Raw genomic sequence first — 23,332 nt, forward strand, 5'->3', positions numbered from 1 at the left:
AGTGACTTTTTCTTGTTTCTATTTATAAATGAAAGTCAGTTCGGAGTATAAATCTTGATAATTCATTCATAGTCAATTAGTAGTTGAGCTATCAGCCAAATGCTAATTGCCAATAGCTATAGACAATAATGACAATTGACCTACGCAGCGATACCATTACCAAACCTACAAAAGCCATGATGGAGGCGATGTGGGAGGCAAATGTGGGAGACGATGTTTTTGGAGACGACCCAACCGTGAATGCTTTGCAGGAAAAAGCTGCCCGCATGTTCGGCATGGAAGATGCTCTTTTTTGCCCCTCCGGAACGATGACCAACCAACTCGCGATTCGGGTTCATACGCAGCCGGGAAGTGATGTAATCTGCGATAAATATTCGCATATCTATCTTTACGAAGGTGGTGGTATTATGCTCAACTCTTTATCTTCCGTAAAGTTGCTCGATGGAAATCGGGGGCGTGTAACAGCAGCTCAGGTGGAAGAATCGATCAGTCCTGAAAACGACATTCATTCAACATGTACCCGTTTGGTGTCTTTGGAAAATACTATGAACAAAGGCGGTGGCGCTTATTATGATATCAACGAAATAAAGGCGATCAGACAATTGTGTTGGGACAGGAAGATTCCACTGCATCTGGATGGGGCAAGGCTTTTTAATGCTTTGGTAGAAACCGGCGAAACGCCGGAGCAATATGGACAGCTGTTTGATAGCATAAGTATTTGTTTATCCAAAGGACTTGGCTGTCCGGTAGGGTCATTGCTGCTCGGTTCAAAACAAACCATTGCCAACGCCCGCCGATTCAGAAAAGTAATGGGAGGTGGCTGGCGTCAGGCTGGTTTTTTGGCAGCAGCTGGCATTTATGCGCTTGATAATCACATCAACCGTCTTAGCGAAGATCATCTCAGAGCGCGTGCAATAGGGGAGATATTTGGCAAAAGACCGGAGATTGAAGAAGTATTTCCGGTGGATACCAATATTGTTATCGTGCGATTGCAGGGAAATATTTCAGAAAAAGAATATGTTCAGAAATTAGCGGACAAGGGAATTCTGGCCGTTTCTTTTGGTAAAAATCTGGTGCGGTTCGTAACGCATCTGGATTTTACGGATGATCATCTCGAAGCCATGAAAAGTAAGGTTTCAGGTTTATAACCATGATTTTTAGAAGGATCCAGACAAATTAAATAGTGCCGTAAACACTAATGGTTAGGTATTTACGGCACTTTATTATCTCTTTTAGAAATCTACACTTCCGGAATAATCTCCTCGTATTCATATTCCGAATTGGGCCCCTGGTAAATTACCTTCATGCCCGTAATGTCTGCCACGTAAGTATGAATTCCTGCATCACCGATCTCGTGCAGAAACGTGTGGTAGTCAATAGTGCCCTCCTGTAATTTTGAGATTGCAGCTTTTACCGCTTCCAGCTCAAAGGTTTCAGCAGGTTCAAATTCTGGCATGTCCGGCGCCATTATTAGCTTTTCTCCGCTTGTAGAGGTATATGTCCTCTTGTGATTGCTGACTTTTACAAAGTAATTGTCCACACCAATCGCTTTCAGGCTTTTGAACAGGTAAGGATATGGTTGACCATCAGCCCTTTTTTTCGCTATTTCAATCAGTTCTTCTGACAATGTGATATTTTCCATGTGGTAGTATGTTTTAAAGTGTCGGAAACTCTGACCTTTTGTTCAAATATAACAAACGGATGTTCGTGTGGTAGCTGACCCACGTCACCCATAATTGTGATTTTCACGCCTTTCTTAGCGTTTTTAATGCGATGAGCCAGGTGTTGTGACCGCATTTCGGACATGTAGCCTCTCCCTCTTTCAAATTTTCGGTATGCCCGCAAAACGAGCATGCATAACAGCCTTCTTTTAAAATAACTTTACTTTTTGCATTGTAAAGCTGCGGCAAAATAGGTAGCCCCGGCGTCACTTCGGAATCTTCATAAAAAAATACGCTGAGCGCACCGTTTGGTTCAAGATATGCATTTTTTACCTGACCCAGATGCTCTACACTCTTTAATCTCAGCTCTGAGAAAAATTCGTCCTGAGCCAGACTTTCCTTTTTAAATCCGCTAAGTGAAAATTTACCCTCCTTAATCAGGCAGACTGTTTCACCTTCAATCAGTTTTTCAAACCATTTACTTTTTCCCGTGAGCCAGGTTACAAATCTGTACAGCACAATCACCGTTGCGAATACCACCAGCGCCGGTACCAGACCTACGTCTTCATAAAACATGGGATCGCCGGCAGCAGAGCCTAACGAAATGATGATCACCGTTTCAAATATCGAAAGTTGCCTTACGCCTCTTTTGCCAGTCGCCCTCAATGCGACCAGCACAATCGTAAACATCACAGCCGAACGGAAGATCACCTCGAACAGAAACATTTTTGGTAACTCATTAAGGAGTAATCGTTCCCATTCAAAAATAGCTTCCATTGTCGTTGTGTATTGAAAAAAATGATTACTATAAAAAAAATGTTACCCATCTTATGAAAGTGGGGTAACATTTGTGGTATTTAGTTTCTGCTTGAAGTGTCTGTTTCTAATGTGCCATGTCATCGTCAGAATGAACAATGAGTGAACTTCTGGTGTCAAGTTTCTTTATCATCTCATTGGACATTGCATCGGCGTAAACGCCGTAACTGCTCACCAGAGTTCCTTTAAGTCCGTCACAAGATTCGATGACGTATAAAATGGAAGTATCTGATGGATTACTCATTCCTTCAAATCGATAGAATTCAACAATATTGAAATCTTCGGGTGAAAGGTTAAGGCGAATACCGTCATCCTTATGAAGTTCGAGCGAATGTGCTGTAAGGTTAAAGTCATAGGTAAAACCTCTTTCCTTTAACTCTTCCAGTTTTTCAATTAATGTATCCGGTTCGTTGATATCCTGATGCTCAGGATTCATATTTTTTTCCTGTGACATATCTGGTTCTTGCAAGTCCATAGCCTGAATAGTTTAAAGGTTTATTCACTGAGGTCACTGTTTGTCCTAAATCGTATATGAAACCGGAGTGTTTGTATCCGAGGCTCTCAAAGGCAGTAATCCATCAACGTTTTGCATATTGTTGGAAAAAACTATGCCGGACATACACTTACCAAAAGTATTAACAGACATGGATAGAAATGCAGCTCATCAGTTATGAATATAGCTTGTCGTTGTGGTGAATACAAAACATCAAATAGTTGTATTTCAATAAGTTATTTAAATTATTCGTATTTTAAAAACGCATTTATCCTGTTTAAATCCTGTAAAATTATCTTTAAATATAAAATTGTGTGGTATGTACAGTGAGGTGCTTTAACCTCATAGTGTCATAACATGTAGAGCAACAAAATGGAAATGGAAGGTTATTGAGCTGGCTTGTACGTGACAAAACCGGAATTGTAAGCAGCAAAACATCCGAGGCCGCCTGTGACGTTTGAATAAATGAGGGCAGGTTCTGAGAATGGGTTATCGGTGTTTCTCAATTGTAATGACCGATGGTATTTAAAGTAAGTTTCATCCGTATTATCAACCTCAAATGTGAGCGAAATGACTTTGCTTTTTGGATATACAATATGCACTTTCCCGTCTTCATCCTGGTATGAAGTAGGAGTGGGGAGCGTAAACCGACCTGTCGGGGAAGAAAACACAGTTCCATCAAGATTGACATCGCTACGGTAATCATTCCTGCCAACGCTTCTGTCCCAGTCTACATTAAATCTGTTTCTGACCCTCCGTTCTTTGTAATTTTCGGGTCCACTACTTTCTACAATCGTGTATTCCAATTCGAGGAAAGAGCGTAGCCTGTAAAAATTGGCTTCTCCCGGAATGTCATCCCAAGTCATTTTAACTGTAATGGTTGTATCCGGATTAAAGGCGTTCTCGGAATATACTGTGTCTATAACATAACTTTTAATACTCGCCGTTTTACCTGGAACCGTGCAAGTTGCCTGTACACTTCTCTTGCCGTCAGAAACAGCGAGCTGATATGTTTTACCCGCTACAATATTGAATCTTGTCCGGTCAATACTGTATGAAGACCCCGCGGAGTCGTATCGCATGGTTGCTTCCTGGGAGCCGTCCGAAATCCTGACAGTTGCGTTTCTTATGATGTTAAGAGCGCCGGTCGACTCCCCAAATAGCGGAACCGACTCTGTTACCACCACTGTGATTCGTGCAGCCTGCGGCGATATGAAAGACTGGACTACCAGTTTGGATTCTGTATCAGGCAAGCTTTCTGGCCCTACTTCTGTTACCAGGGATTCGCAAGCGGAAAAAGAGAGCAGAGCGATCAGTATAAAAAACGGGTACAGTTTCATATGGTGTATTTCAAAATTTGAAATTGTAACTGAACGACGGCAGAAAGGGAAACAGAGAATACCTTTTCAAAGTGCTTTTAGTGGTACTTACGCCTGCACTCGTCGTGGTGTCTTCCGATATGTCATAGAAAAACGGATTCCTTCTGTTATACAAATTGTAGATGCCGAATTCCCAGGTCCGCTCATGCCTCTTTTTCTTTTTGTGAAACTGGATGGCGACATCCATGCGATGAAAAGCTTCTGCACGGAAGCTGTTTTTTTCTCCATATTCATTCACCCTGGGGCCAAACCAGGAGGTGTAGGTTTTGCCGTTGCTTGAATTGGTGTAGAAATTGTCTGTTACACCTGTAAAACGGGATACCGGCAGCGTAAGTGCATTGCCGGTACCGTATACCCAGGTCGCCGATAATGTGATCCGTTTGTTTAATTCGTAAATGCCTACTACCGAAAGATCGTGGCGGCGGTCATATCTCGGGAAAAATGTTTTACCAAAATTAAGCTCCGGAAATTGCCACTTCGTCCATGACAAGGTGTAGCCGATCCAACCGGAAAACTTTCCTGTTTTCTTCTGAATCAGAAATTCGGTGCCATATGACCAGCCTTTGCCGGACGTTACATTGTCTTCCCAGGTCAATTCATTGGCATTTTCTCCTGTTATGCTTAAAAATGAAGAACCTTCCCTGTAATTCAGGATATTGTCCATCACCTTGTAATAGCCTTCCAACGTAAGTGTAATGCCTGGTTTTTCAAGGTCTTTGGCTAATCCGAGCGCAACCTGTTTCGATTGCTGAGGGGCAATTCTGTCTGTTGTGGGCACCCAGAGATCGGTGGGCAGACCTAATCCTGTGTTGGAAAGCAGGTGAACATATTGGTTCATCTGCGCATAAGATGCTTTGAACGAAAAGTCACGTGCCAGTCGTAAGGCAGCCGAAAACCGCGGCTCAGGTCTGACGTAGTTTTTGGTTTCAGTCTGGAACGAACTCAGTCTGAAACCGGCATTCATTTTTAGTCCGTCCAGAGCCTGCCATGTATCCTCAATGTATAATCCGCTTTCCAGTGTATTTACAGCTTTGACCGCCCGCTCTATCGGCGTGTCAATAAAAGAGCCTGCGATCGCTAATGCGGAGGGAACAAACTTATGGAAAGTTGCCTGGGCGCCAAATTTTATGGTATGTTTCGTTGAGGGAAAAAAGTCAAAGTCGGTTTTTATGCCAAGATCCCGGATCCTGGAATCGTACCGAAGGCTAAATTCATCGGCATCCAGATCGTCTTTAGAGTAGCTGGAAACTCCGAAATTGAAATTGCTGAAAATGAAGGAGGTATTTACAAACAGTTTCTGGTTCAACAGATGGTTCCATCGCAGAGTGGCAGTAGCGTTTCCCCAGTCGAGGCCGGCCCTTGTTTCGGAAGTGGAGCTTTTTTCATTCGCATAAAATTTATCCCTGCCAAAATACCCGCTTACATACAGTTTGTCTTTCTGCCCAAAGTCGTAGTTCATTTTGGCATTCAGATCATAAAAATAGTATCCGGGTTTTACCTGGCTGTCATCTCCTTTTTGTTGTTGGGCAATGAGTGGTTTTGCGAAAAAATCAATGTATGTCCTTCGTCCGGATACCAGAAACGAGGATTTTTTGGAGATTGGTCCTTCGAGTGTAAGTCTGGATGAAATGAGGCCTATACCGCCTTCGCTGTGCAGCTTGTCTTTTGCTCCTTCTTTCATGTTCATTTCCAGTACCGAAGAAAGCCGGCCACCAAAACGGGCAGGGAAACCGCCTTTGGTGAGCTCAACACTTCTGAGCGCGTCACTATTGAATATTGAAAAGAATCCGAATAAATGATTGGCGTTGTAAACAACAGCGTCGTCAAGAATGATCAGATTTTGATCGGGCCCACCTCCGCGAACATACAGTCCTGTTTGCCCTTCTGTTCCTTTTTGCACCCCGGGCATAAGCTGTAAAACTTTCAACACATCCTTTTCTCCAAAAAATGCCGGGATTTTTTTGATCTGAGAAATCGGTATTTCAATCTGGCTCATTTGTGCGGAACGGCTTTCGTAATCCTCTTGCCGGCGCGCGGAAACCGTTACTTCTTCAAGCTGTGTAATTGTGGATAGCAATACATTAATTTGCAAGTCCCTGTTAAGGAGTGCTCTGCGCTCTGCTTTCTCATACCCGACAAAAGAATAGGAAATAGTAACCGAATCGCTTTTTGGTATTGTGAGCGAATAAAAACCATAAGTGTTGGTAACTGCTCCGTACGGGGTGTTGGTAACGTATACATTCACCCCCGGCAACTGCTCCTGGCTTCCTGCTTCTTTCACATATCCACTTATCGTGATGCGATCCTGAGCGGATACACAAAGTGACAATAAAAGCAGAAGCATGGTATAACGCAGGTGCATAGTGAGCATGTTACTTATTCATTCACTAACGATGATGTGAAATTTTACGTATGCTTTTCAGGTGGTTATACCTACTTACGCAGGAAATGGCCATTGTGATTAATGGACGCGAAAAGAAATTGACAGAGCGGATTAATCTCCGCTCTGCTATTTGACTCAGACTTATTCCAAACCCCGGTTCCGGAGTAAATATTTCACTTCCGGTTCTCTGCCCCTGAAGGCTTTGTACAAGTCCATGGGCTCTTCGGTACCGCCTTTTTTAAGAATATTTTTTCTGAATGATCCTGCAATCCCCGGATCGAAAATGTCACCTGCTTCCTTAAATGCGGCATAGGCATCGCTGTCCAATACCTCTGACCAAATGTAGCTGTAATAACCTGCCGAATAGCCGCCGGAGAAAATGTGCTGAAAATAGGTGCTCCGGTATCGAGGTGAAATTTGGCTGATCAATCCCAAAGCATTCATTTTTTCCTTTTCAAAAGATTCAACTTCAACAGTTTGTCCCGACGCAATTGTGTGATAACTCATATCCAGAAAAGAAGCTGCCAGGTATTCAACGGTACCAAATCCCTGATTGAACTTTGAGGCCTCTTTCATTTTAGCCACCAGTTCGTCCGGGATTACCTCTCCGGTTTCGTAATGTTTTGCGTAAAAATGAAGGACTTCCGGCTCAAATGCCCAATGTTCCATAATCTGAGATGGTAGCTCCACAAAGTCGCGCGGTACGGATGTTCCTGCCTGAGATTCGAAAGTAACATTGGATAACAAACCGTGTAAGGCATGCCCAAATTCATGAAAAAATGTCTCCACTTCATCGGGGTTCAGCAATACGGGTTGGTTTGCCACAGGTTTGGAATAATTGCAGACAATGGAAATAACCGGTGCAATACGTTCACCATCCCGACGGGACTGACGGCGGTAGGAGGTCATCCAGGCGCCGCCGCGCTTAGATTGTCTTGTGAAAAAATCCAGATATAAGACGCCAACATGTAGTCCGTCGGCTTCTTTTACTTCATAAGCCGTCACATCCTCATGGTATTTCGGGACATCGTTGATTTGAGAAAATGTAAGACCGTATAATTTCTGAACGACCTGAAAGACTCCATCCCTCACATTTTCAAGTTTGAAGTAAGGTTTAAGTGATTCTGAGTCGTAGTTGTATTTTTCTTTGCGGACCTTGTCGGCGTAGTAAAACCAATCCCAGGCTTCCAGCTCATTGTCAGGGAATTGCCGTGTTAGCAGCTTTTGCATTTCCGAAGCTTCGTGTTCTGCAATAGGCAGAGCAGCCTTCCAGAGTTTGTTCAATAACTCATATACATTGCCGGGAACATGCGCCATGTTGTCTTCCAACACATAATCTGCATGAGATTTGTATCCAATCAGAGCGGCTCTTTCTGATCTTAAAGAAACAATCTGACTTACAATATCCTTGTTGTCTGTTTCATCGTTGTGATTTGCTCTGTTGATGTAGGCAAGATAAATTTGTTTGCGTAGCTCACGATTCTCAGCAAATTCCAGAAATGGCATCACACTTGGATTGTGAAGCGTAAATCTCCATTTCCCATCATGACCATTGTCGCTAGCCGACTGGGCTGCCGAAGCAACTAAGGAATCGGGTAGCCCGAAAAGATCTGCTTTGTTGTCAATAATCAATTCGAACTTGTTGGTTTCTGCCAGCAGATTTTGCCCAAATTTTACAGTTAGAATGGATAGTTGCTGGTTAATTTCCCGCATCCGAAGCTGTTGTTCCTCGGTCAGATTTGCTCCGCTATGTACAAAACCTTTGTATGTGTCAATAAGCAAACGTTTCTGTTCATGATCAAGCTCAAACTGATCCTGTTGGTCGTAAACTGCCTTTACACGTTGAAAAAGATCGGCATTCAAGTAAATGTCATCGCCATGTTTTGAAAGTCTGGGTGCAATTTCCTGAGCGATCTTTTCGATTTCGGGAGAGGTGTTTGCAGAGTTGAGGTTGAAGAAAACGGTGCTGACTTTTTTGAGCAACTCTCCGCTTTTTTCCAGCGTAGCAATGGTATTTTCAAAAAAAGGAGCGGACCGCTGCATGTATATCGCTGCGATCCGCTCGGTTTGTTCTTTCATTCCCTGTTCAAAAGCAGGGACGAAATGTTCTGTGTTTATTTTGTCAAATGGTGGAAATTCAAACGGAATTCCTGAATATGATTTAAGAAACGGGTTGTCTTTTGTCAAAGCTGTCATACAAATGAAAGATGCTAATTGGGTTGCAATTTACCATTTCGCACTTCTCCTGCAACAGCAAAGATTATTTTACCCCTTTAACCTTCATTTTCAATCCGTAGACCGCTTTTTCTGCGGTGATGAATAAAAGATCATTGTCTTTTCCTCCAAAACATAAATTGGCTGTCCAGCCTTTGTGAATAGGGAAATGCGCTATTTTTTCACCGTTTTTATCAAAAACAGTGACGCCGTCTCCAGTAAGGTACAGGTTGCCCTCTTCATCCAATATCATCCCGTCCGAGCCTTTGGAAACAAACAGTTTCTTGTTTTTTAAAGTCCCGTCGGCTTCTATGTCGAAAACATAGGTTTTGTCGGCTCCAATATCTGCTACATAAAGTTTTTTGCCGTCCTTGGTTCCGATAATGCCGTTTGGTTTTTTGAAGGTGTCATCAACGCGAATCAGCGTTTTTTTGTCAGGAAGCAGGTAATAAACGTGTTCACCGTCTTGTTGCATTGCAGGATCACGTTTCCAATAATCTCTTTTATAAAGCGGATCAGTGAGATACATTCCGCCTTTGGCGTCTATCCAAAGGTCGTTGGGGCCATTCAGAAGTTTGTTGCCATAATTTTTAACCAAAACGGTGGTTTTTCCCTTTTTATCAAATGACCAAACCTGATTGTCCTCATCGGCGCAGGTTACCAAATTTCCTTTTTTATCAAAATACATTCCATTGGAACGGCCAGCCTTATCAGAAAAAGTACTGAATTCGCCTGTTTTGGCGTCCCAGCGGATAATCTTGTTATTAGGTTGGTCGGTGAAAAATACATTTCCATTTTTATCCGCAACAGGTCCCTCTGTGAATTTATATCCATCACCAAGTTTTTCAACTTCGGCTCCCGGTGCTACAATTGATTTTGAATCCATAATTTGCGCTGACAGTAAAACAGGTAAAAGCAGTATTGCTGTTAGTAAAAAAAAAGTTTTTGTATTTTTTTTCATCTGAGATAATGATTGTGTTTGTCGTAAAAAGCTTGCCAGGACGGAAGAATACTTTGTTAATTTTAGTAGCAGAGGTCACTTCCTACTTTTCTTTGCTCTCAAAAGTAATAACTCGGATGTATTGACTAATTTTTTGAAGTGGAGATCTTTCAAACCATTGTACAAAATCTTATCGCCGGTCCATAAAGTAGCTCTCAAAAACTTTGTAAGAGCCACAAAGTCGGTATCGTCAATATCAATTTCTTTGGTAAGTTGCTCGGATTCCAACCAGATTGTGAGCGGAATTATTTCTTCATTGATAAACTTTAATCTGGATAGTAGGAGGGTGTAAGAAATCTGGAGTTGCTCGTCTGGTAATTTTGAAATTTTTTGAATACGAGACCAGTGTTTCTGAATCTCAAAGCGCATATAGCTGCAACTGTAGAACTCGAATTGACTTCCTGAATTAAAAATCAAATCACCTATTGAGCCATTTGTATTGAGCAGAGCGCTGAAAATAATGTTGGTGTCAACGACTATTTTCATTCTTTAATAAACTTGTTACGGTTCCTTGACCACCAACCTTCTTTTACGTCCGTTGCGAGCTTGTCCACGTCGGATTGCGTGGCTTTTGACTGAGAGGTAGCCTCTTTGTATGTCAGGTAGTCAATAAGTTTCTGTAATCCGTCTGTGTCAACATGGGCGGGAAGACGAATTATAATCTCATTATTTGTCCGTTCGATGACCATTTTTAGAATTTTTATTTATCAAGATACAAATTTTACAGCTAATCCCGCGCGGAAAAATAGATCTGTTACTTGTCAATAATTTTTCTCAACTACACCCCATACCCGTTTCCCTTTTTCTCTTCAAGCGATTTTCTTAATTCTTCGTTGTCGCCCGGCTCAATTGTGATCGCTTTCACGCCTGTTACCTTAATACCGTATTGCGTTAATGTAGCTGTTTTTTTGATGTTGTTGGTAAGCATTCTGATGGAACCCACACCCAAATCTTTGATTATGTCAGCTGCTTTGGTGAAATCCCGTGCATCTTTTTGAAAACCAACTGCTTCATAGGCTTCGTCCTGGGTCATGCCGGCTTTTTTAAATTCCTTGCTTTTAAGTAAAGCGAAATGGCCATTCGCTTTTCCTTCCTGATCAAGCCATATCACAATTCCTTTGCCCTGCTCCTGAATGAGTTGTTGCGAAATTTCCATTTGCTCACGGCAATCGCATTCAATACTATTGAAATGATGTGCAAAAATGCAGGACGAATGTACCCGGCAAAGAACATCTTCTTCGTCTTTTACATCACCCATCACCAGCGCAAAAGACTCCGTTTGACCGTCGTAGTACATAATTTCTTTAAACTCACCGAATTTCGTTTTGAGGTTTCCCTCAGCTAATTTAATAATCATAGTTATATTTTAATCTACCTTTTCCACCGCATCCAACCATTCCTTAATCACATTTTGCAGCAACTTTTCTTTTGATCTTACATCATCAATATCTTTAAAAACTACTGTCCTTCTGCCGTCTGCATAGGCTCCTTCCAGCAATCCCTGATGATTTTTTACCCGTGTACCGGTTGGAAATACCAGCATAATTCTGCCTTTGTGCAGATTTAGAACGACAATATCCCGTTTGTATTCTTTGGGATCAAAAGGTTTCATTGCGCCGGTGTAATAAAAACTTGGGTTGTTCCATTTGATCTGCTGACCAATTTCGGGATCAGTACTCAGAATAATTTCCCGTATTGTCTGAACCACAAGGGCTAGTTCTGCATCCAATTTCTGAATGTGTGCAGTCACCTGATCTTCGTCCGAAAGTTTTACCGTCTTTGCCACTTTCTGTGTTATTTGATGCTTGCTCCAAGCAATTTTCTAAAAACTTCGAACTGTTAACTAAACACTATTTTTTACTTTTCGCCTTTTCAACTGCCTTGGCCAGGTTTTCTTCAACTCGGAACTTTACAATGTCAATGATTGTGTCCCAGGGCAAAGGTTGATCCAGTGGAAATTGCACCGAACCTTTGGCACCTTTATAACCAGCCAATGCATCTTTAAAGGCTTCCAGCCCCGAAGGAGCAGGGTAGAAGCCAATGTGATTTTTGAAGGCGGCGTAATGAACCAGATTTCCTTCCAAAGTGAAAGTCGGGATACCATAGTTGATTGTTTCCCGGGCATGAGGCGCTGTTGTCTGAATCGTTTCCCTCAGTTTTTGCAGGATCTGCTGTACGTCAGCGGGAAAACCGGCTATGTAGTGATCAACGTCAATGCTTTTGTCCATATCGGTGATTTTTTAAACTAAATAATATTCATAACGGCGTCAGGAGGATAATTTACTTATTGCATTGGGTACGGAAGCTACAAAATTGATCTGCCTGAATTTGTTACTTTCAAAAATAAAGTCTCTGATACTCTTACTTTGGTAGGCAGAAAAATCACCTACAATTGCAAGACGAACGCGATAGTTAGAGAACTTTTGCAATATCTCGCCGGCTATTCCGGTTTTGAGGTCGAAAAAATCAGACGATATGTTTTTCTCGTGTATGATGATCCTGTCAACATCCTGATAATACAGGTTTCCCAACAAATCCAACCCGTCTTCCGCATTGGCAATTAAAATGCCGTCGAAGGTTACTTCTGCTATTTTAATTTCGTTCGCGTGATGTATTATAATTTCCATCATTAGTTAACTTTTGAGATTGTAACAGCCCTACCCGAGAATTCATTACTTGTTAATTGATCTACCATAAACCTAGCCACTGAAATTCTATTGATGATTAAATTTGGTTTTGTCGAATTATCCATACCCACCAAAATTTTCTGTTCTTTTTTCGAATTAATTAGACCGACGGGCCTGACAATTGTAAAGTTGATGCCTGAATTCCGGAGCAAATTCTCCTGTCGTTCGTGATCCTTATAGGCAACGCCAATATTGCTATTATTGATGAGCCATTTAAACCAACCAGGTATGTCTTGCTTCGTTTCTCTAACACCCCAAGCTGAGCAAATCACTATTTTTTTAACGGAGAAATGGGTGGCTGTTTTAATAACACAGCCCATGGTTTCTGATAAAAACGTAGAAGGAGTTCTTAGTCTTGCCCATGGGAAATCAGAAGTTCTTGAAATATTTAGTGCACTAACAACTGCCTGACAACCCATCATTGCCGTTTTTAGAGTTTCTTCGCTGGTTGTGTCTCCTTCTAGTATGGATAATTTGCCAGACCTTTTATTAATTTTTAATTTATCACGTACCAATACACAGATTTCAAATTCTGTTTCTAAAAGAATATCTAAAATTAGGTTCCCCAGTCTTCCTGTCGCACCAAGCAATAGTATTCTCATGATGATTACCTCATTGCAGATTGAGTTTTTGAATTTAAGGTTATTATGTATTCCATTACTGAAGTAACTCTTTCAGCTCCGTATCACCTTCATCCAGTATCTCCAATGCCGTTGTTCCATCCAGATTAGGGATGCTCTTAACCGCTCCGGCTTTCAGAAGTATGCGCACGCATTCGGCATACTGCCCCTCATCTTTTTTACCACTACTTTTTAATCCGTGTATAGCCCAGAATAAGGGTGTCGATTTAAAATCGATGCATAATTTATTAATTTCTGCCCCGGCATCCACCAACTTTTGCACCAGTTTTGGCCTTCCACACCAGGCAGCCCAATGTAGCGCGGAGCCTCCGTGACAACCCGGGTGATTTATGTCAGCACCATTTTCTATATAAAGCATTGCCACTTCATCGGCATGCAAGCTGGCTGCTGCTACGAGTGGTGAATCTTTTTTAACGATCAATTCGTTCCCATTAATTTTTGCACCATGTTGCAGGAAAATGGTAGCCATTTTGACAGCTTCCTCATCGGTGTATTGCTCATTATGAACCCCATCACAAATGCGGTGTAGCGGGTGTGCCAGAGTTTTGTTTGCTGCATCGTAGGGAATTCCGGCATTGGCAAGTTCCGGATTTGCCGAAAGTGCATTGGCTATGCCGTCATAATCTTTGTTATCTATTAGCTCTTTCATGTTTAGTTTGATTAATGGTTGGTTTCTCCGGCGCGGTACACCCAGTCCGGCGCATCGTTGATTTCCTGACGCAGCAATAAATTCAGCTGAGCGGTATGATGCTGCACATGCCGCATGTTGTATATCAAAATTTCAATTGTTGGATACACCATCGTCTGCGACATGTTGATCCAATTTTCGGTGGCCGATTCTTCAGTAAGACCATCAATTAAATCCTGGCATTTTTTGCGGCAAAACGCCAGGTAAGTTAGCAATTCATCTTTGTCATACACACGATCCGGCAATTTGTCCTCAAACTCAGATTCTGTGAATGGCTCCGGTGGAGCGAAGGTTTTGGGATCTGTAGTGAGGTAATAATCAAGAAAAAACAAAGCGTGAAATGCATTGTACCAGAATTTCTTGTCTGTATTCCAATGCTCTGCCGGGCACAAAAGAATTGCGTTTTCGAGCATATCTACACTGGCACCAAACTGGTTCCAAAGGCTTTCCCGGATGGTATTGATCAAGCTATTGCTCACTTTCAGTGTTTATGATTGTTGCTGTTTTAGTCGGTTGGAAAATACAAATTATAATGTCTCTGAATAGACTAACTGGTCACATAGTTGCCAAGTAATTTGTTTATTCTGGAGATCTCAGCATCGTCGGTCATAGCTATCTAAACAATTTAATGAATTTGTACCTGAACATGCTGAACAGTGTAAATTCCTAAATCATTTTCAGCCTTCTTTCACTACCTTCTAAAATCCTAATCACGGTACTGTTGTATAGTCAGGTTTGTAAACGTTCAATATTGTGCCATCGGAAAATGTTTGCTGCTTAGTAAGTTTTAAAGGTAAAAGTTTAGATTCTTCCGGAAACAGTTTGTATCCTTTTCCTATCGCGACCGGCACCACCATTAATTGTATTTCATCAAATAAATTTGCCTGTAAAAGCGACTGCGCAAGAGAAATGCTGCCCCACATCACGATGTTGCCATTGCCAGTTTCTTTCAATAATTTGATTTGTTCCACGGCATCTTCCGATTCCAGTGAAATGTTCGCGTAATTTCCCCATTGCACTTCATGTAACGATTTCGAAAATACAATTTTCGGGATGCTGTTTATGGCTTCGGTTACAGAGCTATCTTCGCTAGTTGCGTTGGGCCAGTATTCCACAAACATTTTGTAGGTATTGGTTCCTAATAAAATCAGGTTTATGGACTTGCAGAATTCTCCCTGATGCTCATCTACATCCTGAGCTAATCCATTATAAGTACCGTCAAAAAATCCGGTTGTCTTGTCTCTGTCTGCCAAGAATCCGTCTACCGATACAAATTCCTGCAAAATAAGCTTGTTCATATCTCTTAGATTTATGTTACGAATGTGTTGCGTCCCGCATCAGAAGTCAGTTGTTACTTATTTAAGATATTGATTCATTGCGATCTGTACCGTCTCATGTTTATTCTCTGCACATACACTACGGCATTTATCGCATACACAACGGTTTTAGACAAATGGAATTAGGTAAGGAAACCAAAAAAACGGACTGCAACGTCCGATCGATGCTATCCGTTTTTTAAATGTAAACGAAGCCGCTGTTGCGGATGGAATGAAAACTTTTGTGCCAACGATACTATGTATTTTGAATCACAAAGTACTATTTAACAGATATAACACAAGCTACCGGCAGTTGGTTGGTTCTTTTACTCCGCTTTGTTTGTAGGCAAATTGTCTCTTGTGTTTTTCTGGACTGCAATCGCTCCAAACATTCCTAAAAGAAATGCAAATGCATAAAAGCCCTTCTCACTTGGCAGTAAGGTTGCATTCCAAAGGCCTACAACAAGTAATGCAATAGATAAAATTGTCGCAAACCAGCAAATATTGTAGTAAATATCTGTCACAGGATAACCGTCAAGTCTGTCACGTACACTTTTTTGAAGCGATACCACAGCGAAAAGACCGAACATTAAAACTGTAAAGTAGTAGCCCTTTTCGTTTAGAAGCATTTCAGATCGAAATAAGCCTACTAGGTATCCGGCAAGTCCCGTACCTAACGCAACCCATGATGCTGCAACGAATGCTGTTGATGTTTTTTGTGCCATTATTTTGGAGGTTTTATTTATTAATAATTCGTAAATATTTCATTGTAAAGGGTGTCGTGCAAGTATTCTTTTGATCGCATGATTTAGAACTGTTGAGAACCTGGCAGGTGTGATCGGAGCATCTTTGCGGTGGTAAAAATAAAGTATAGTTTACTGAAACTGATTGCACGTATTCGGCGTGTAATCTACAATGAAAAGCAATATCACTATTTTTAAATACAAAATGAAAGAGAAGGTTTAATTTGAAACAGGTTGCCGCTATATCTCGTTTTAAATACGGAAAAGTTTATCAGTTTGGAGCTGAAAAGGATAGATTTTCCAGTTGTTTCTCATGCTGGTTGATCCATTATCCCTTTCTCTTCCCCTTCAAAAACCGATACGACCGGTGACCAGCCAGCGCAGGATTCAGTTTTTCAAGAAGACCTGCATTTTTGAAGGCGTACCAGTTGTTTTTTAGCAGGTAAAGGCTAACAAAAGAATCGGGATGGGAGATTATGAATGTCTTTGTTCTTTCCAGTAAAAGATCGTATTCCAACGTTTTTTGCTCAATCCAGTAATTGAGGCTGTCGGTCGTTCCTTTTTTTCTGGCTCTGCTTTCTGCGGAGGTATAAGCAGTAAATTTCTGGTCGTAAGTTTTCTGCACCGTTTCCTGAAAAAGTTGCCAGTCAGGATTGCTTTTAGATCGTGTAACCACGGAGCGGGAAACATCGAGGGTGTCCAGATAAATGTGCGTGCCTGGTTCGAGGAAAAAAAATAAAGCGCCTTTCATCTGTGAAACGTTGAGTTGATACAGGTCAGGTACCAAATCGCCGGAAAGTTGGAGGTCGATGTTACCGGTAGTTAATTTTACAGAGTGGACGGTGGCGGCAAATCCTTTTTCACGGGTAAGTAATATCGCCTTCCGCCCCTTTAAAGAAGCAGGACCTTCTATTTTGATGCTAACGGTTTGAGAAAATGCAGATGTGAATGCCTGCCAGAATAACAGAATGAGTGCAAAATTCCTTGTTGCCAGACGAAACTTCTTTTCCATATTAAATTGAATCGCACATACCCTACTGCGTAATTTGCTGGAATGTGAAAGCACAAAAATACCATTTTACATCTCACTTTTCACCTGCCACAAACGCCAATTAAACATTACAGGCTACTCTTACCGTACTTTCATCTTGTTCACTTCTTCAATCGTAAGCACTTTGTAATCCACATTGAGTCTTTTGGCATTCTCTTCAACCGTTTGATCGAAGCCGGCCTCTTTTCGTCTTTTATTCACATTTTCCGGATCGGCTATTGGCCAAATGATCCAGGTCCATTCGGCTTTTTTTGTTTCTTTATTTATTGCGCTAAATCCACTCGCCTGAGTGCCGTAGATCTGTTCTTTTTCATTTTGCATTAGTGAGCGATCCTTCATCATGGCAAACAATTTGAATGGCAACTGTTTTTCCTGAGCGGCTTTTTCGACGAGCGGCAAATACTGGTCAATTTTTTCGGAGTGTTGGATTACATAAAAAACGGCTTCGTTGGATGGCGAACCAACCAGCGTTTCGCCCGGATAACCATATTGTTTTATAATTGCCTCTACACGTTCTATGTTGCTTTCATCCACTGCATTCTGCCGATTCCACAAGTGATCAGAAAGGTCTTCCGGGTTTACCCGATACACTTTGGCAAGAGAATCAGCCTTCTTTGGATCCTGCTTAATTTGCATCAATTCCCGGTACTTTTGGTCGAGCACATACATGCTGTCGAGCTCTTTTTTTAATTGGGTATTGATATTCTGGCCAAAGGAATTAGAGCTGATTATCAAAAATAGGGCAACGATACCGGTTAATTTCATGTGTTGGTTATAATTTCAACTATGTAGGTGGATCAAGATAACACTTGTTATTTGTTGATAAAAATCTTGGCACCGTTCTTCTTCAAGGATTCATAAACCGCATCGATCACGATCATGTCTTTAAGGCCTTCCTTTCCAGATACATTCGGATCAGGTTTGTTGTTCAGAATGCAGTCTGCAATACCGTCCATCTGATAAGCCTGGTGATTTACATCCGGCGCTTCAAGATTTCCTTTATGAGTATTCAACCGAATGGGTCCGTATCCAAAGGCAGGATTCATTTCTGCCCATCCCTTTTCGCCCATCAGTTTCAGACCTTCCACATGGTTGAAATTGTAAGTACAGCCGCAATTGGCAATGATGCCGCTGGGGAAACCAAGCTGGAAAGTGATCGTTTCGTCTACTTCCTTAAATTTGACCGGATCTGTTTTACCCTCTTGGGCTGTCACCCAAACCGGCTCTTCACCTGTACAGTACCGCGCTCCGTTCAGAGAATATACCCCGACGTCCATCATGGCACCACCTCCGGCTAGGGATTTTTTTAGTCGCCATTGTGTAGGATCGCCAATTTTAAAACCCGCGTAGTTGTTTACATGCATGATTTTGCCAAACTCACCGGCTTCACGCATGCGAATCAGTTCTTTGGTATGTGGTTCGAAATGAAGCCGGTATCCGATGTAAAACTTTACACCCGCTTTTTCACAGGCAGCAATCATCTCGCGTGCCTGTTTCGCGTTATCGGCCACTGGTTTTTCACAAATAACATGTTTTCCGGCGGCGGCAATCTGCAATACGTGTTTGTGATGCAACGAGTTTGGTGTGATCACATACACCAGGTCAATATCCGGGTTGTCTTTGATCTGTGCAACGGTTTCGTAGTTATACGTGTTCTTATCCGGTATGTTGTACTTCTGTTTCCAGGTTTCAATTTTGGACGGTGTGCCGGAAATTACGCCGGTTATTTTGGCGATTTTGCATTCCTGCATTCCTTTGGCTACAATATTGGCATAACCTCCCAAACCCATAATTGCCACTCGTAGTTGTTTGTCCTGGCCTCTGTTAATATGGGCAGCAACGGCTGGCAAATCCGAAAAGGCAGCAGCACCTATACCGAGTGAAACTTTTTGAAGAAAATCACGACGTGAGCTCATGTATCAGGAAATGGTTAGATGAGTTGAAATAGATTTCTTTTTACCTAGAAGAATGCCAAATGGCTAATCTCCTTTTAAAACGTTACGATTTCTATTAACGGCGTAATGGCTCAGGAATTACGCTTAAAAGCAAAAACGGCCCCTAACGTAATGTTGGGGCCGTTTTTGCTGTGCTGATGAGTGCATTATTTTATTTGAAGTGTTCTTGCCGTTTCCTGATTGGAAAGCTCGAAAGACTTACTTTGTGTTTCACCCTGGCTGGTAACCTGAATCTCATATTTTCCTGAGCGAAGCTCGTCTACATTAAGCGTACGACCGAATTTCTGAGTTTTCTTACTTACTGTTTCCTGATAAACGACGTCACCTTTTTCATTTTTCAATAAGAGCGTGGTGTTTGCGTCAGCATTGGGTTTATCAACCAGTACATTGATTTTACCACTTTTAGTTGTGTAAATACCTGTTCCGAATCCGGAAGCTTTTTTAGTTTCTTCTGCATTGGCAGTGAAAGAAGCAGCGATAAGAGCAAAGGCAACAGCGAAGGTTTTGAATGTAGTTTTCATGGCTTTTTATATTTTATTTATGTGATCTGCCGTAGCAGTTATGGCTAATTGAACAATACAAATGTAGCCTGCGAACCAGTACTATGTAATGCAAAGTACACGAGTGGCGCAAGTGATAGGACGAGTGGCGAGATGGTAGTTTGGAGAGAATTCGGGGTATAAATAAAAAGACCTCGAAGGATTGCTTCGGGTCTTCAAAATAAAGCAAAGGCAAAAATTATGAATTTGTAAGTTCAAGTTCCGGAGCTTTAAGTCGGATATTTTTAGAGGAAATTTTGCTGATAGAATCCTGAATCCTCTTTTGAGTTTGTGCAGATATATGTGTTGGAAATAGATCACTCAGGTCTATTTTTAGAAGTTTATGAATCAAAATCAAATCGTTCGACGAGAATGCTCTGATTCCATTGAGGAGTTCCGAGGTGTAAGATTTACTGTGGTTTAATAGCGTTCCAAGATCCTTTTGTATAAGGCCTAATTCTGTAAGGCGAGCGAGAATGATTTCTTTTCGGTGTTTTAAGAATCGTTGTTCTGCGAATACTACTTGCTCGGCCATCCCGCTCTCGGCTAGTTGCTTTTCCGAAATTTTGTCAGCATCAGTCCAATGTAACGATTCGTATGCTACGAGAAGGGCCCGGAGTTCATTTCTGAGCTCTGAAAGAGAGGGGTCGATTTTTGAAAGCACGCGTAAGGTACGATCTGCCATTGATGCTCTTTCAAAATCAAGCTCGGAAAGTAATTCTCCTTTTTTGACGATGGATCTGATGTCAGCTTCTTTCATGTTATGAGGTAATCCAGCCATTTTGTTTAAGCCATTTAGAAATCGTGCTCTTATTGTTCCTGAACAATTCTTCGTATTCCTGATGACTTCCTGCCCAAATAATGGTCGCTTCACCAGTTTCATTCATTTCCAGAAGTATTAGCGTTCTGTGAACATGAATGTTGAAAAAGTAAAATCCCTCGTTGTGCACTTTATCAACATCGATTCTTACCTTTTTTAAGTCTTCGAAAGATGTAAAGTCGTTACTTTCCAGATCAGAAATGAGTAAGTCTATTTCATTCAGGAGTCTTGAATTACCTCTCTGTTTGAGTTTAAGCTTAGCCAAAATTTTCTTTCCTGTAACTCTCATTGCAACTGTCGGTTAGGATTAAAAGTTCCACTATAAATGAAACTTTTAAATAAGTATGTGAGTTGTCTCGGAGATTAGACGATATTTCCTGATTTGGTTTCATCATCGAGGGAAAGTCACTCATCCTAGGTTTTTGAATAATCATTTCCACACAAAAAATGGCTCCCGTTTCCAGGAGCCATGGTTTCAGAGTTTGCGGAAGTTTTTACTTGATAGCCAAAGTTCTTTCTGCTTTCTGATTAGTCAGCTCGAACGTTTTGGTCTGTCTTTCTCCTTTACTCACCACTTCGATCTCGTATTTGCCCAGAGGCAGTTCGTCCACATTCAGAGCACGTCCGAATTTTTGATTGTTTTTTCCGATTGTTTCACGATAGTATACAGATCCATTTGCATCTTTAATCAAGAGTGTAGTGGAAGCGTCGTTGTTCACTTTGTCTACTAGTACATTTATTTTACCGCTTTTGGTGGTGTAAATTCCCGTTCCGAATCCGGCAGATTTTTTGGTTTCTTTATCTTCTGCATTGGCAGTGAAAGAAACAGTTGCAAGAAGTACTAATGCGTAGGCGAAGGTTTTGATTGAGTTTTTCATGGCTATATAAGTTTTAAATTTGATCCGCTGTTGCGGTTGTTCATCTAAAAGAACATGACAAATATAAGGGCTATAACAGGTACTATGTATAGCAAAGTACGCGAACGGTAATACTTCGGTGACGAATGGAAAATTGGCAGGAAATTACGTGACTAGGCGAATGAAAAAGGCCCCCGATTTCGCGGAAGCCTTTCACTTATGAACTCAAAAGATAGTCACTATTCTTCTTTTTCAATAAAATCCATATCCTTGGTGAATGTCTCTTCTATAAAATAAAGTGCAAGCAGGGCAACAGCGCTCGTACCTACTCCCAATAAAAGTCCGCTCTGAATAACACCGATATCTGGTTTGAACTGCACAAATAAGGCGGCAAGCGGGATGGTTGCTCCTCTTACGAAATTTGGTACGGTGGTGGCAACGGTTGCCCGCAGGTTGGTTCCGAACAGTTCTGCTGCAATGGTGATGAACAAAGTCCAATACCCATTACAGAAACCGAGCAAGGCGCAAAGTGTGTAGAAAGAGAATGGATCAGTGATCGGAATCAACAAATAGCCGACAACCATGGCAAGCGAAAGGATAATAAAAAGACCGATCACTTTCTTTCTGCTTTTCAGGTATTGACTCAGCAGTCCGCTCACTATGTCGCCAAACACTTGTCCTGAAAAAGCAAGCATAACCGCTTTTCCTGCATTAATGCCGTCTACTCCTTTTGCTATTCCAAACTCTGGGGAGAAGGTGATTAGAATACCCACAACGAACCAGATTGGAAGCCCAATGAGAATCGCCATCAGGTATTTGGAAAGACGTTTCCAATTGGTAAGTATCATCAATACATTGCCTTTGTCAACCGCCTTTTCCTTTACTTTATCAAAAATGCCAGATTCGAATACGTTGAAACGTAATACGAGTAGCAGAAGTCCCATACCTCCACCTACGAAATAGGAGATCCGCCAGGCAAAGAGGTCGGCTACAAAATAGGCAAGAATGGCACCCAACACGCCTAGTGTTGCAACGAGTGTAGTTCCATAACCTCTTATTTCTTTCGGAAGCACTTCGGTAACCAGTGTGATGCCGGCCCCGAGCTCACCAGCAAGGCCAACCCCGGCAATGAAACGAAGAATAGCGTATTGATCCAGAGAAGTTACAAAACCGTTTCCGATGTTGGCAAGGGAGTACATTATGATTGATCCAAAGAGTACGGATAACCTGCCTTTTTTATCGGCAATAACGCCCCACAGAACTCCACCGATAAGCATTCCGGCCATCTGGTAATTGAGAAGAGTAATTCCTTCTGTCAGTAATTGGTCGTCGGGCACATTCAATGCTTTTAAACTGGGTACACGTACCACGCTAAAAAGAAAAAGGTCATACATATCGACCAGATAACCAAGTGCTGCCACAATAACCGGCACCTGTAAAAGTTGCGAAAGCAAAGACGGACGAGATTCGGAATGAATGGACATGGGTTTAGGAATGAGCTATCAGCCGCAGCTTTTAGGCTCTTTTATTTGTGAGTTACATTTTAAGCAAGAAATACAGCTAGCTTCCATGTTAGGTGAGACAAGCTCTATTTTCAATCACAATGTTGCATACGCGCTGAAAACAGCGTATTGCGAATTTATAGTCTGTCGATCAGCATACCTCCGTCTACACCAATCACCTGACCGGTTGAGTAAGGGAAATCTCCCCTCGTGAGAGAAGCCACCGCTTTGCCTACATCTTCCGGCGTTCCCCATCTTGGTTGCAATGCGATTCCTCCCTGAAACAGGTTGTCGTATTTTTCCTGTACTTTGGAAGTCATGTCGGTAGAAATAATGCCTGGTCTTACCTCATACACCGGGATAGCATATTCCGCCATTCTAACAGCAAAAAGCAGGTTTGTCATAGCCAATCCTGCTTTCGATAAACAATATTCTCCACGATTGATAGACGCCACGGTGGCAGAAATGGACGTCACGAAAACGATTGATGCCTCGAAGGCGTGATTGTTTTGTTTGGTGTGCGCCATTTTTTTCGCGATTGCCTGCGTCAGGAAAAATGGCCCTTCCAGATTGGTCTTCATTACTTC

Annotated in this window: 28 protein-coding genes; 1 reads left to right on the plus strand and 27 read right to left on the minus strand. The window is 41.8% G+C overall.

All coding sequences use genetic code 11. From position 1 onward, the window contains the following. Nucleotides 1-128 precede the first annotated feature (128 nt). Nucleotides 129-1,148 carry a low specificity L-threonine aldolase gene (locus LZG71_RS26050; protein ID WP_233825506.1) on the plus strand — a complete coding sequence of 340 codons (1,020 nt, stop codon included), beginning with the start codon at nt 129-131 and terminating at the stop codon, nt 1,146-1,148. A 92-nt stretch (nt 1,149-1,240) separates the two neighbouring features. On the opposite strand, the gene LZG71_RS26055 is transcribed toward LZG71_RS26050, so the two are convergent. From LZG71_RS26055 to LZG71_RS26185, 27 genes are all read right to left on the minus strand, one after another. Beyond that, nucleotides 1,241-1,642, minus strand: coding sequence for a DUF1398 family protein (locus tag LZG71_RS26055; RefSeq protein ID WP_233825508.1), 402 nt, complete (start codon nt 1,640-1,642; stop codon nt 1,241-1,243). 103 nt (nt 1,643-1,745) lie between these two features. Continuing rightward, nucleotides 1,746-2,438: a YetF domain-containing protein gene (locus LZG71_RS26060; RefSeq protein ID WP_233825510.1), complete on the minus strand. Its 693-nt coding sequence runs from the start codon at nt 2,436-2,438 to the stop codon at nt 1,746-1,748. 106 nt (nt 2,439-2,544) lie between these two features. Continuing rightward, nucleotides 2,545-2,952, minus strand: a complete 408-nt coding sequence (locus LZG71_RS26065; protein ID WP_233825512.1) for a hypothetical protein — start codon at nt 2,950-2,952, stop codon at nt 2,545-2,547. A gap of 404 nt (nt 2,953-3,356) precedes the next feature. Further along, the gene (locus LZG71_RS26070) at nt 3,357-4,310 is read right to left on the minus strand and encodes a DUF4249 domain-containing protein (protein ID WP_233825514.1); all 954 of its coding nucleotides are present in this window, start codon (nt 4,308-4,310) and stop codon (nt 3,357-3,359) included. 10 nt (nt 4,311-4,320) lie between these two features. Beyond that, entirely contained in the window at nt 4,321-6,693 is a 2,373-nt protein-coding gene (locus LZG71_RS26075; protein ID WP_409013677.1) for a TonB-dependent receptor, read from the minus strand. A gap of 180 nt (nt 6,694-6,873) precedes the next feature. Continuing rightward, a complete protein-coding gene (locus LZG71_RS26080) occupies nt 6,874-8,928 on the minus strand; it encodes a M3 family metallopeptidase (RefSeq protein WP_233825516.1) in 2,055 nt (684 codons plus the stop codon). A 64-nt stretch (nt 8,929-8,992) separates the two neighbouring features. Beyond that, a complete protein-coding gene (locus LZG71_RS26085; RefSeq protein WP_233825518.1) occupies nt 8,993-9,832 on the minus strand; it encodes an SMP-30/gluconolactonase/LRE family protein in 840 nt (279 codons plus the stop codon). A 150-nt stretch (nt 9,833-9,982) separates the two neighbouring features. After that, nucleotides 9,983-10,432: a PIN domain-containing protein gene (locus LZG71_RS26090; RefSeq protein ID WP_233825520.1), complete on the minus strand. Its 450-nt coding sequence runs from the start codon at nt 10,430-10,432 to the stop codon at nt 9,983-9,985. Next, nucleotides 10,429-10,635 carry a hypothetical protein gene (locus tag LZG71_RS26095; RefSeq protein ID WP_233825521.1) on the minus strand — a complete coding sequence of 69 codons (207 nt, stop codon included), beginning with the start codon at nt 10,633-10,635 and terminating at the stop codon, nt 10,429-10,431. Before LZG71_RS26095 ends, LZG71_RS26090 begins: the two co-directional genes overlap by 4 nt. Nucleotides 10,636-10,724: 89 nt before the next feature. After that, nucleotides 10,725-11,303: a GTP cyclohydrolase gene (locus LZG71_RS26100; protein WP_233825523.1), complete on the minus strand. Its 579-nt coding sequence runs from the start codon at nt 11,301-11,303 to the stop codon at nt 10,725-10,727. 9 nt (nt 11,304-11,312) lie between these two features. Further along, complete coding sequence (locus tag LZG71_RS26105) at nt 11,313-11,732, minus strand: DUF1801 domain-containing protein (RefSeq protein ID WP_233825525.1); 420 nt, start codon at nt 11,730-11,732, stop codon at nt 11,313-11,315. 64 nt (nt 11,733-11,796) lie between these two features. Continuing rightward, the gene (locus LZG71_RS26110) at nt 11,797-12,174 is read right to left on the minus strand and encodes an iron chaperone (RefSeq protein ID WP_233825527.1); all 378 of its coding nucleotides are present in this window, start codon (nt 12,172-12,174) and stop codon (nt 11,797-11,799) included. A gap of 39 nt (nt 12,175-12,213) precedes the next feature. After that, entirely contained in the window at nt 12,214-12,576 is a 363-nt protein-coding gene (locus LZG71_RS26115; RefSeq protein WP_310587789.1) for a DUF4180 domain-containing protein, read from the minus strand. Next, complete coding sequence (locus LZG71_RS26120; RefSeq protein ID WP_233825529.1) at nt 12,576-13,235, minus strand: NAD(P)-dependent oxidoreductase; 660 nt, start codon at nt 13,233-13,235, stop codon at nt 12,576-12,578. The genes LZG71_RS26115 and LZG71_RS26120 overlap by 1 nt, the downstream gene beginning before the upstream one ends. A gap of 55 nt (nt 13,236-13,290) precedes the next feature. Beyond that, nucleotides 13,291-13,923: an ankyrin repeat domain-containing protein gene (locus LZG71_RS26125; RefSeq protein WP_233825531.1), complete on the minus strand. Its 633-nt coding sequence runs from the start codon at nt 13,921-13,923 to the stop codon at nt 13,291-13,293. A gap of 11 nt (nt 13,924-13,934) precedes the next feature. Further along, nucleotides 13,935-14,441, minus strand: a complete 507-nt coding sequence (locus LZG71_RS26130) for a DinB family protein (protein ID WP_233825533.1) — start codon at nt 14,439-14,441, stop codon at nt 13,935-13,937. Between the two features lie 231 nt (nt 14,442-14,672). Beyond that, nucleotides 14,673-15,260 (minus strand): dihydrofolate reductase family protein, encoded by a 588-nt coding sequence (locus tag LZG71_RS26135; RefSeq protein WP_233825535.1) that lies wholly within the window; start codon nt 15,258-15,260, stop codon nt 14,673-14,675. 344 nt (nt 15,261-15,604) lie between these two features. Beyond that, nucleotides 15,605-16,003 (minus strand): inner membrane protein YiaA, encoded by a 399-nt coding sequence (gene yiaA, locus LZG71_RS26140; RefSeq protein WP_233825536.1) that lies wholly within the window; start codon nt 16,001-16,003, stop codon nt 15,605-15,607. A 346-nt stretch (nt 16,004-16,349) separates the two neighbouring features. Continuing rightward, nucleotides 16,350-17,033 (minus strand): DUF4369 domain-containing protein, encoded by a 684-nt coding sequence (locus LZG71_RS26145; RefSeq protein WP_233825538.1) that lies wholly within the window; start codon nt 17,031-17,033, stop codon nt 16,350-16,352. A gap of 120 nt (nt 17,034-17,153) precedes the next feature. Further along, the gene (locus tag LZG71_RS26150; protein ID WP_233825540.1) at nt 17,154-17,837 is read right to left on the minus strand and encodes a DUF6624 domain-containing protein; all 684 of its coding nucleotides are present in this window, start codon (nt 17,835-17,837) and stop codon (nt 17,154-17,156) included. A 47-nt stretch (nt 17,838-17,884) separates the two neighbouring features. After that, the gene (locus LZG71_RS26155) at nt 17,885-18,988 is read right to left on the minus strand and encodes a Gfo/Idh/MocA family protein (RefSeq protein ID WP_233825542.1); all 1,104 of its coding nucleotides are present in this window, start codon (nt 18,986-18,988) and stop codon (nt 17,885-17,887) included. 185 nt (nt 18,989-19,173) lie between these two features. Further along, on the minus strand, nt 19,174-19,548 hold the full coding sequence (locus LZG71_RS26160; protein ID WP_233825544.1) for a DUF3244 domain-containing protein: 375 nt from the start codon (nt 19,546-19,548) through the stop codon (nt 19,174-19,176). A gap of 217 nt (nt 19,549-19,765) precedes the next feature. Then, nucleotides 19,766-20,347 (minus strand): helix-turn-helix transcriptional regulator, encoded by a 582-nt coding sequence (locus LZG71_RS26165; RefSeq protein ID WP_233825546.1) that lies wholly within the window; start codon nt 20,345-20,347, stop codon nt 19,766-19,768. Beyond that, nucleotides 20,328-20,675 (minus strand): type II toxin-antitoxin system HigB family toxin, encoded by a 348-nt coding sequence (locus LZG71_RS26170; protein WP_233825548.1) that lies wholly within the window; start codon nt 20,673-20,675, stop codon nt 20,328-20,330. The genes LZG71_RS26165 and LZG71_RS26170 overlap by 20 nt, the downstream gene beginning before the upstream one ends. A 205-nt stretch (nt 20,676-20,880) precedes the next feature. Next, nucleotides 20,881-21,264: a hypothetical protein gene (locus tag LZG71_RS26175; RefSeq protein ID WP_233825550.1), complete on the minus strand. Its 384-nt coding sequence runs from the start codon at nt 21,262-21,264 to the stop codon at nt 20,881-20,883. A gap of 218 nt (nt 21,265-21,482) precedes the next feature. Next, nucleotides 21,483-22,727, minus strand: a complete 1,245-nt coding sequence (locus LZG71_RS26180; RefSeq protein WP_233825552.1) for an MFS transporter — start codon at nt 22,725-22,727, stop codon at nt 21,483-21,485. A 155-nt stretch (nt 22,728-22,882) separates the two neighbouring features. Next, the coding region (locus tag LZG71_RS26185; protein WP_233825554.1) for an SDR family oxidoreductase at nt 22,883-23,332 on the minus strand (450 nt) is incomplete at its 5' end.

Source organism: Dyadobacter sp. CY312, assembly GCF_021390535.1.
Classification (GTDB): Bacteria; Bacteroidota; Bacteroidia; order Cytophagales; family Spirosomataceae; genus Dyadobacter.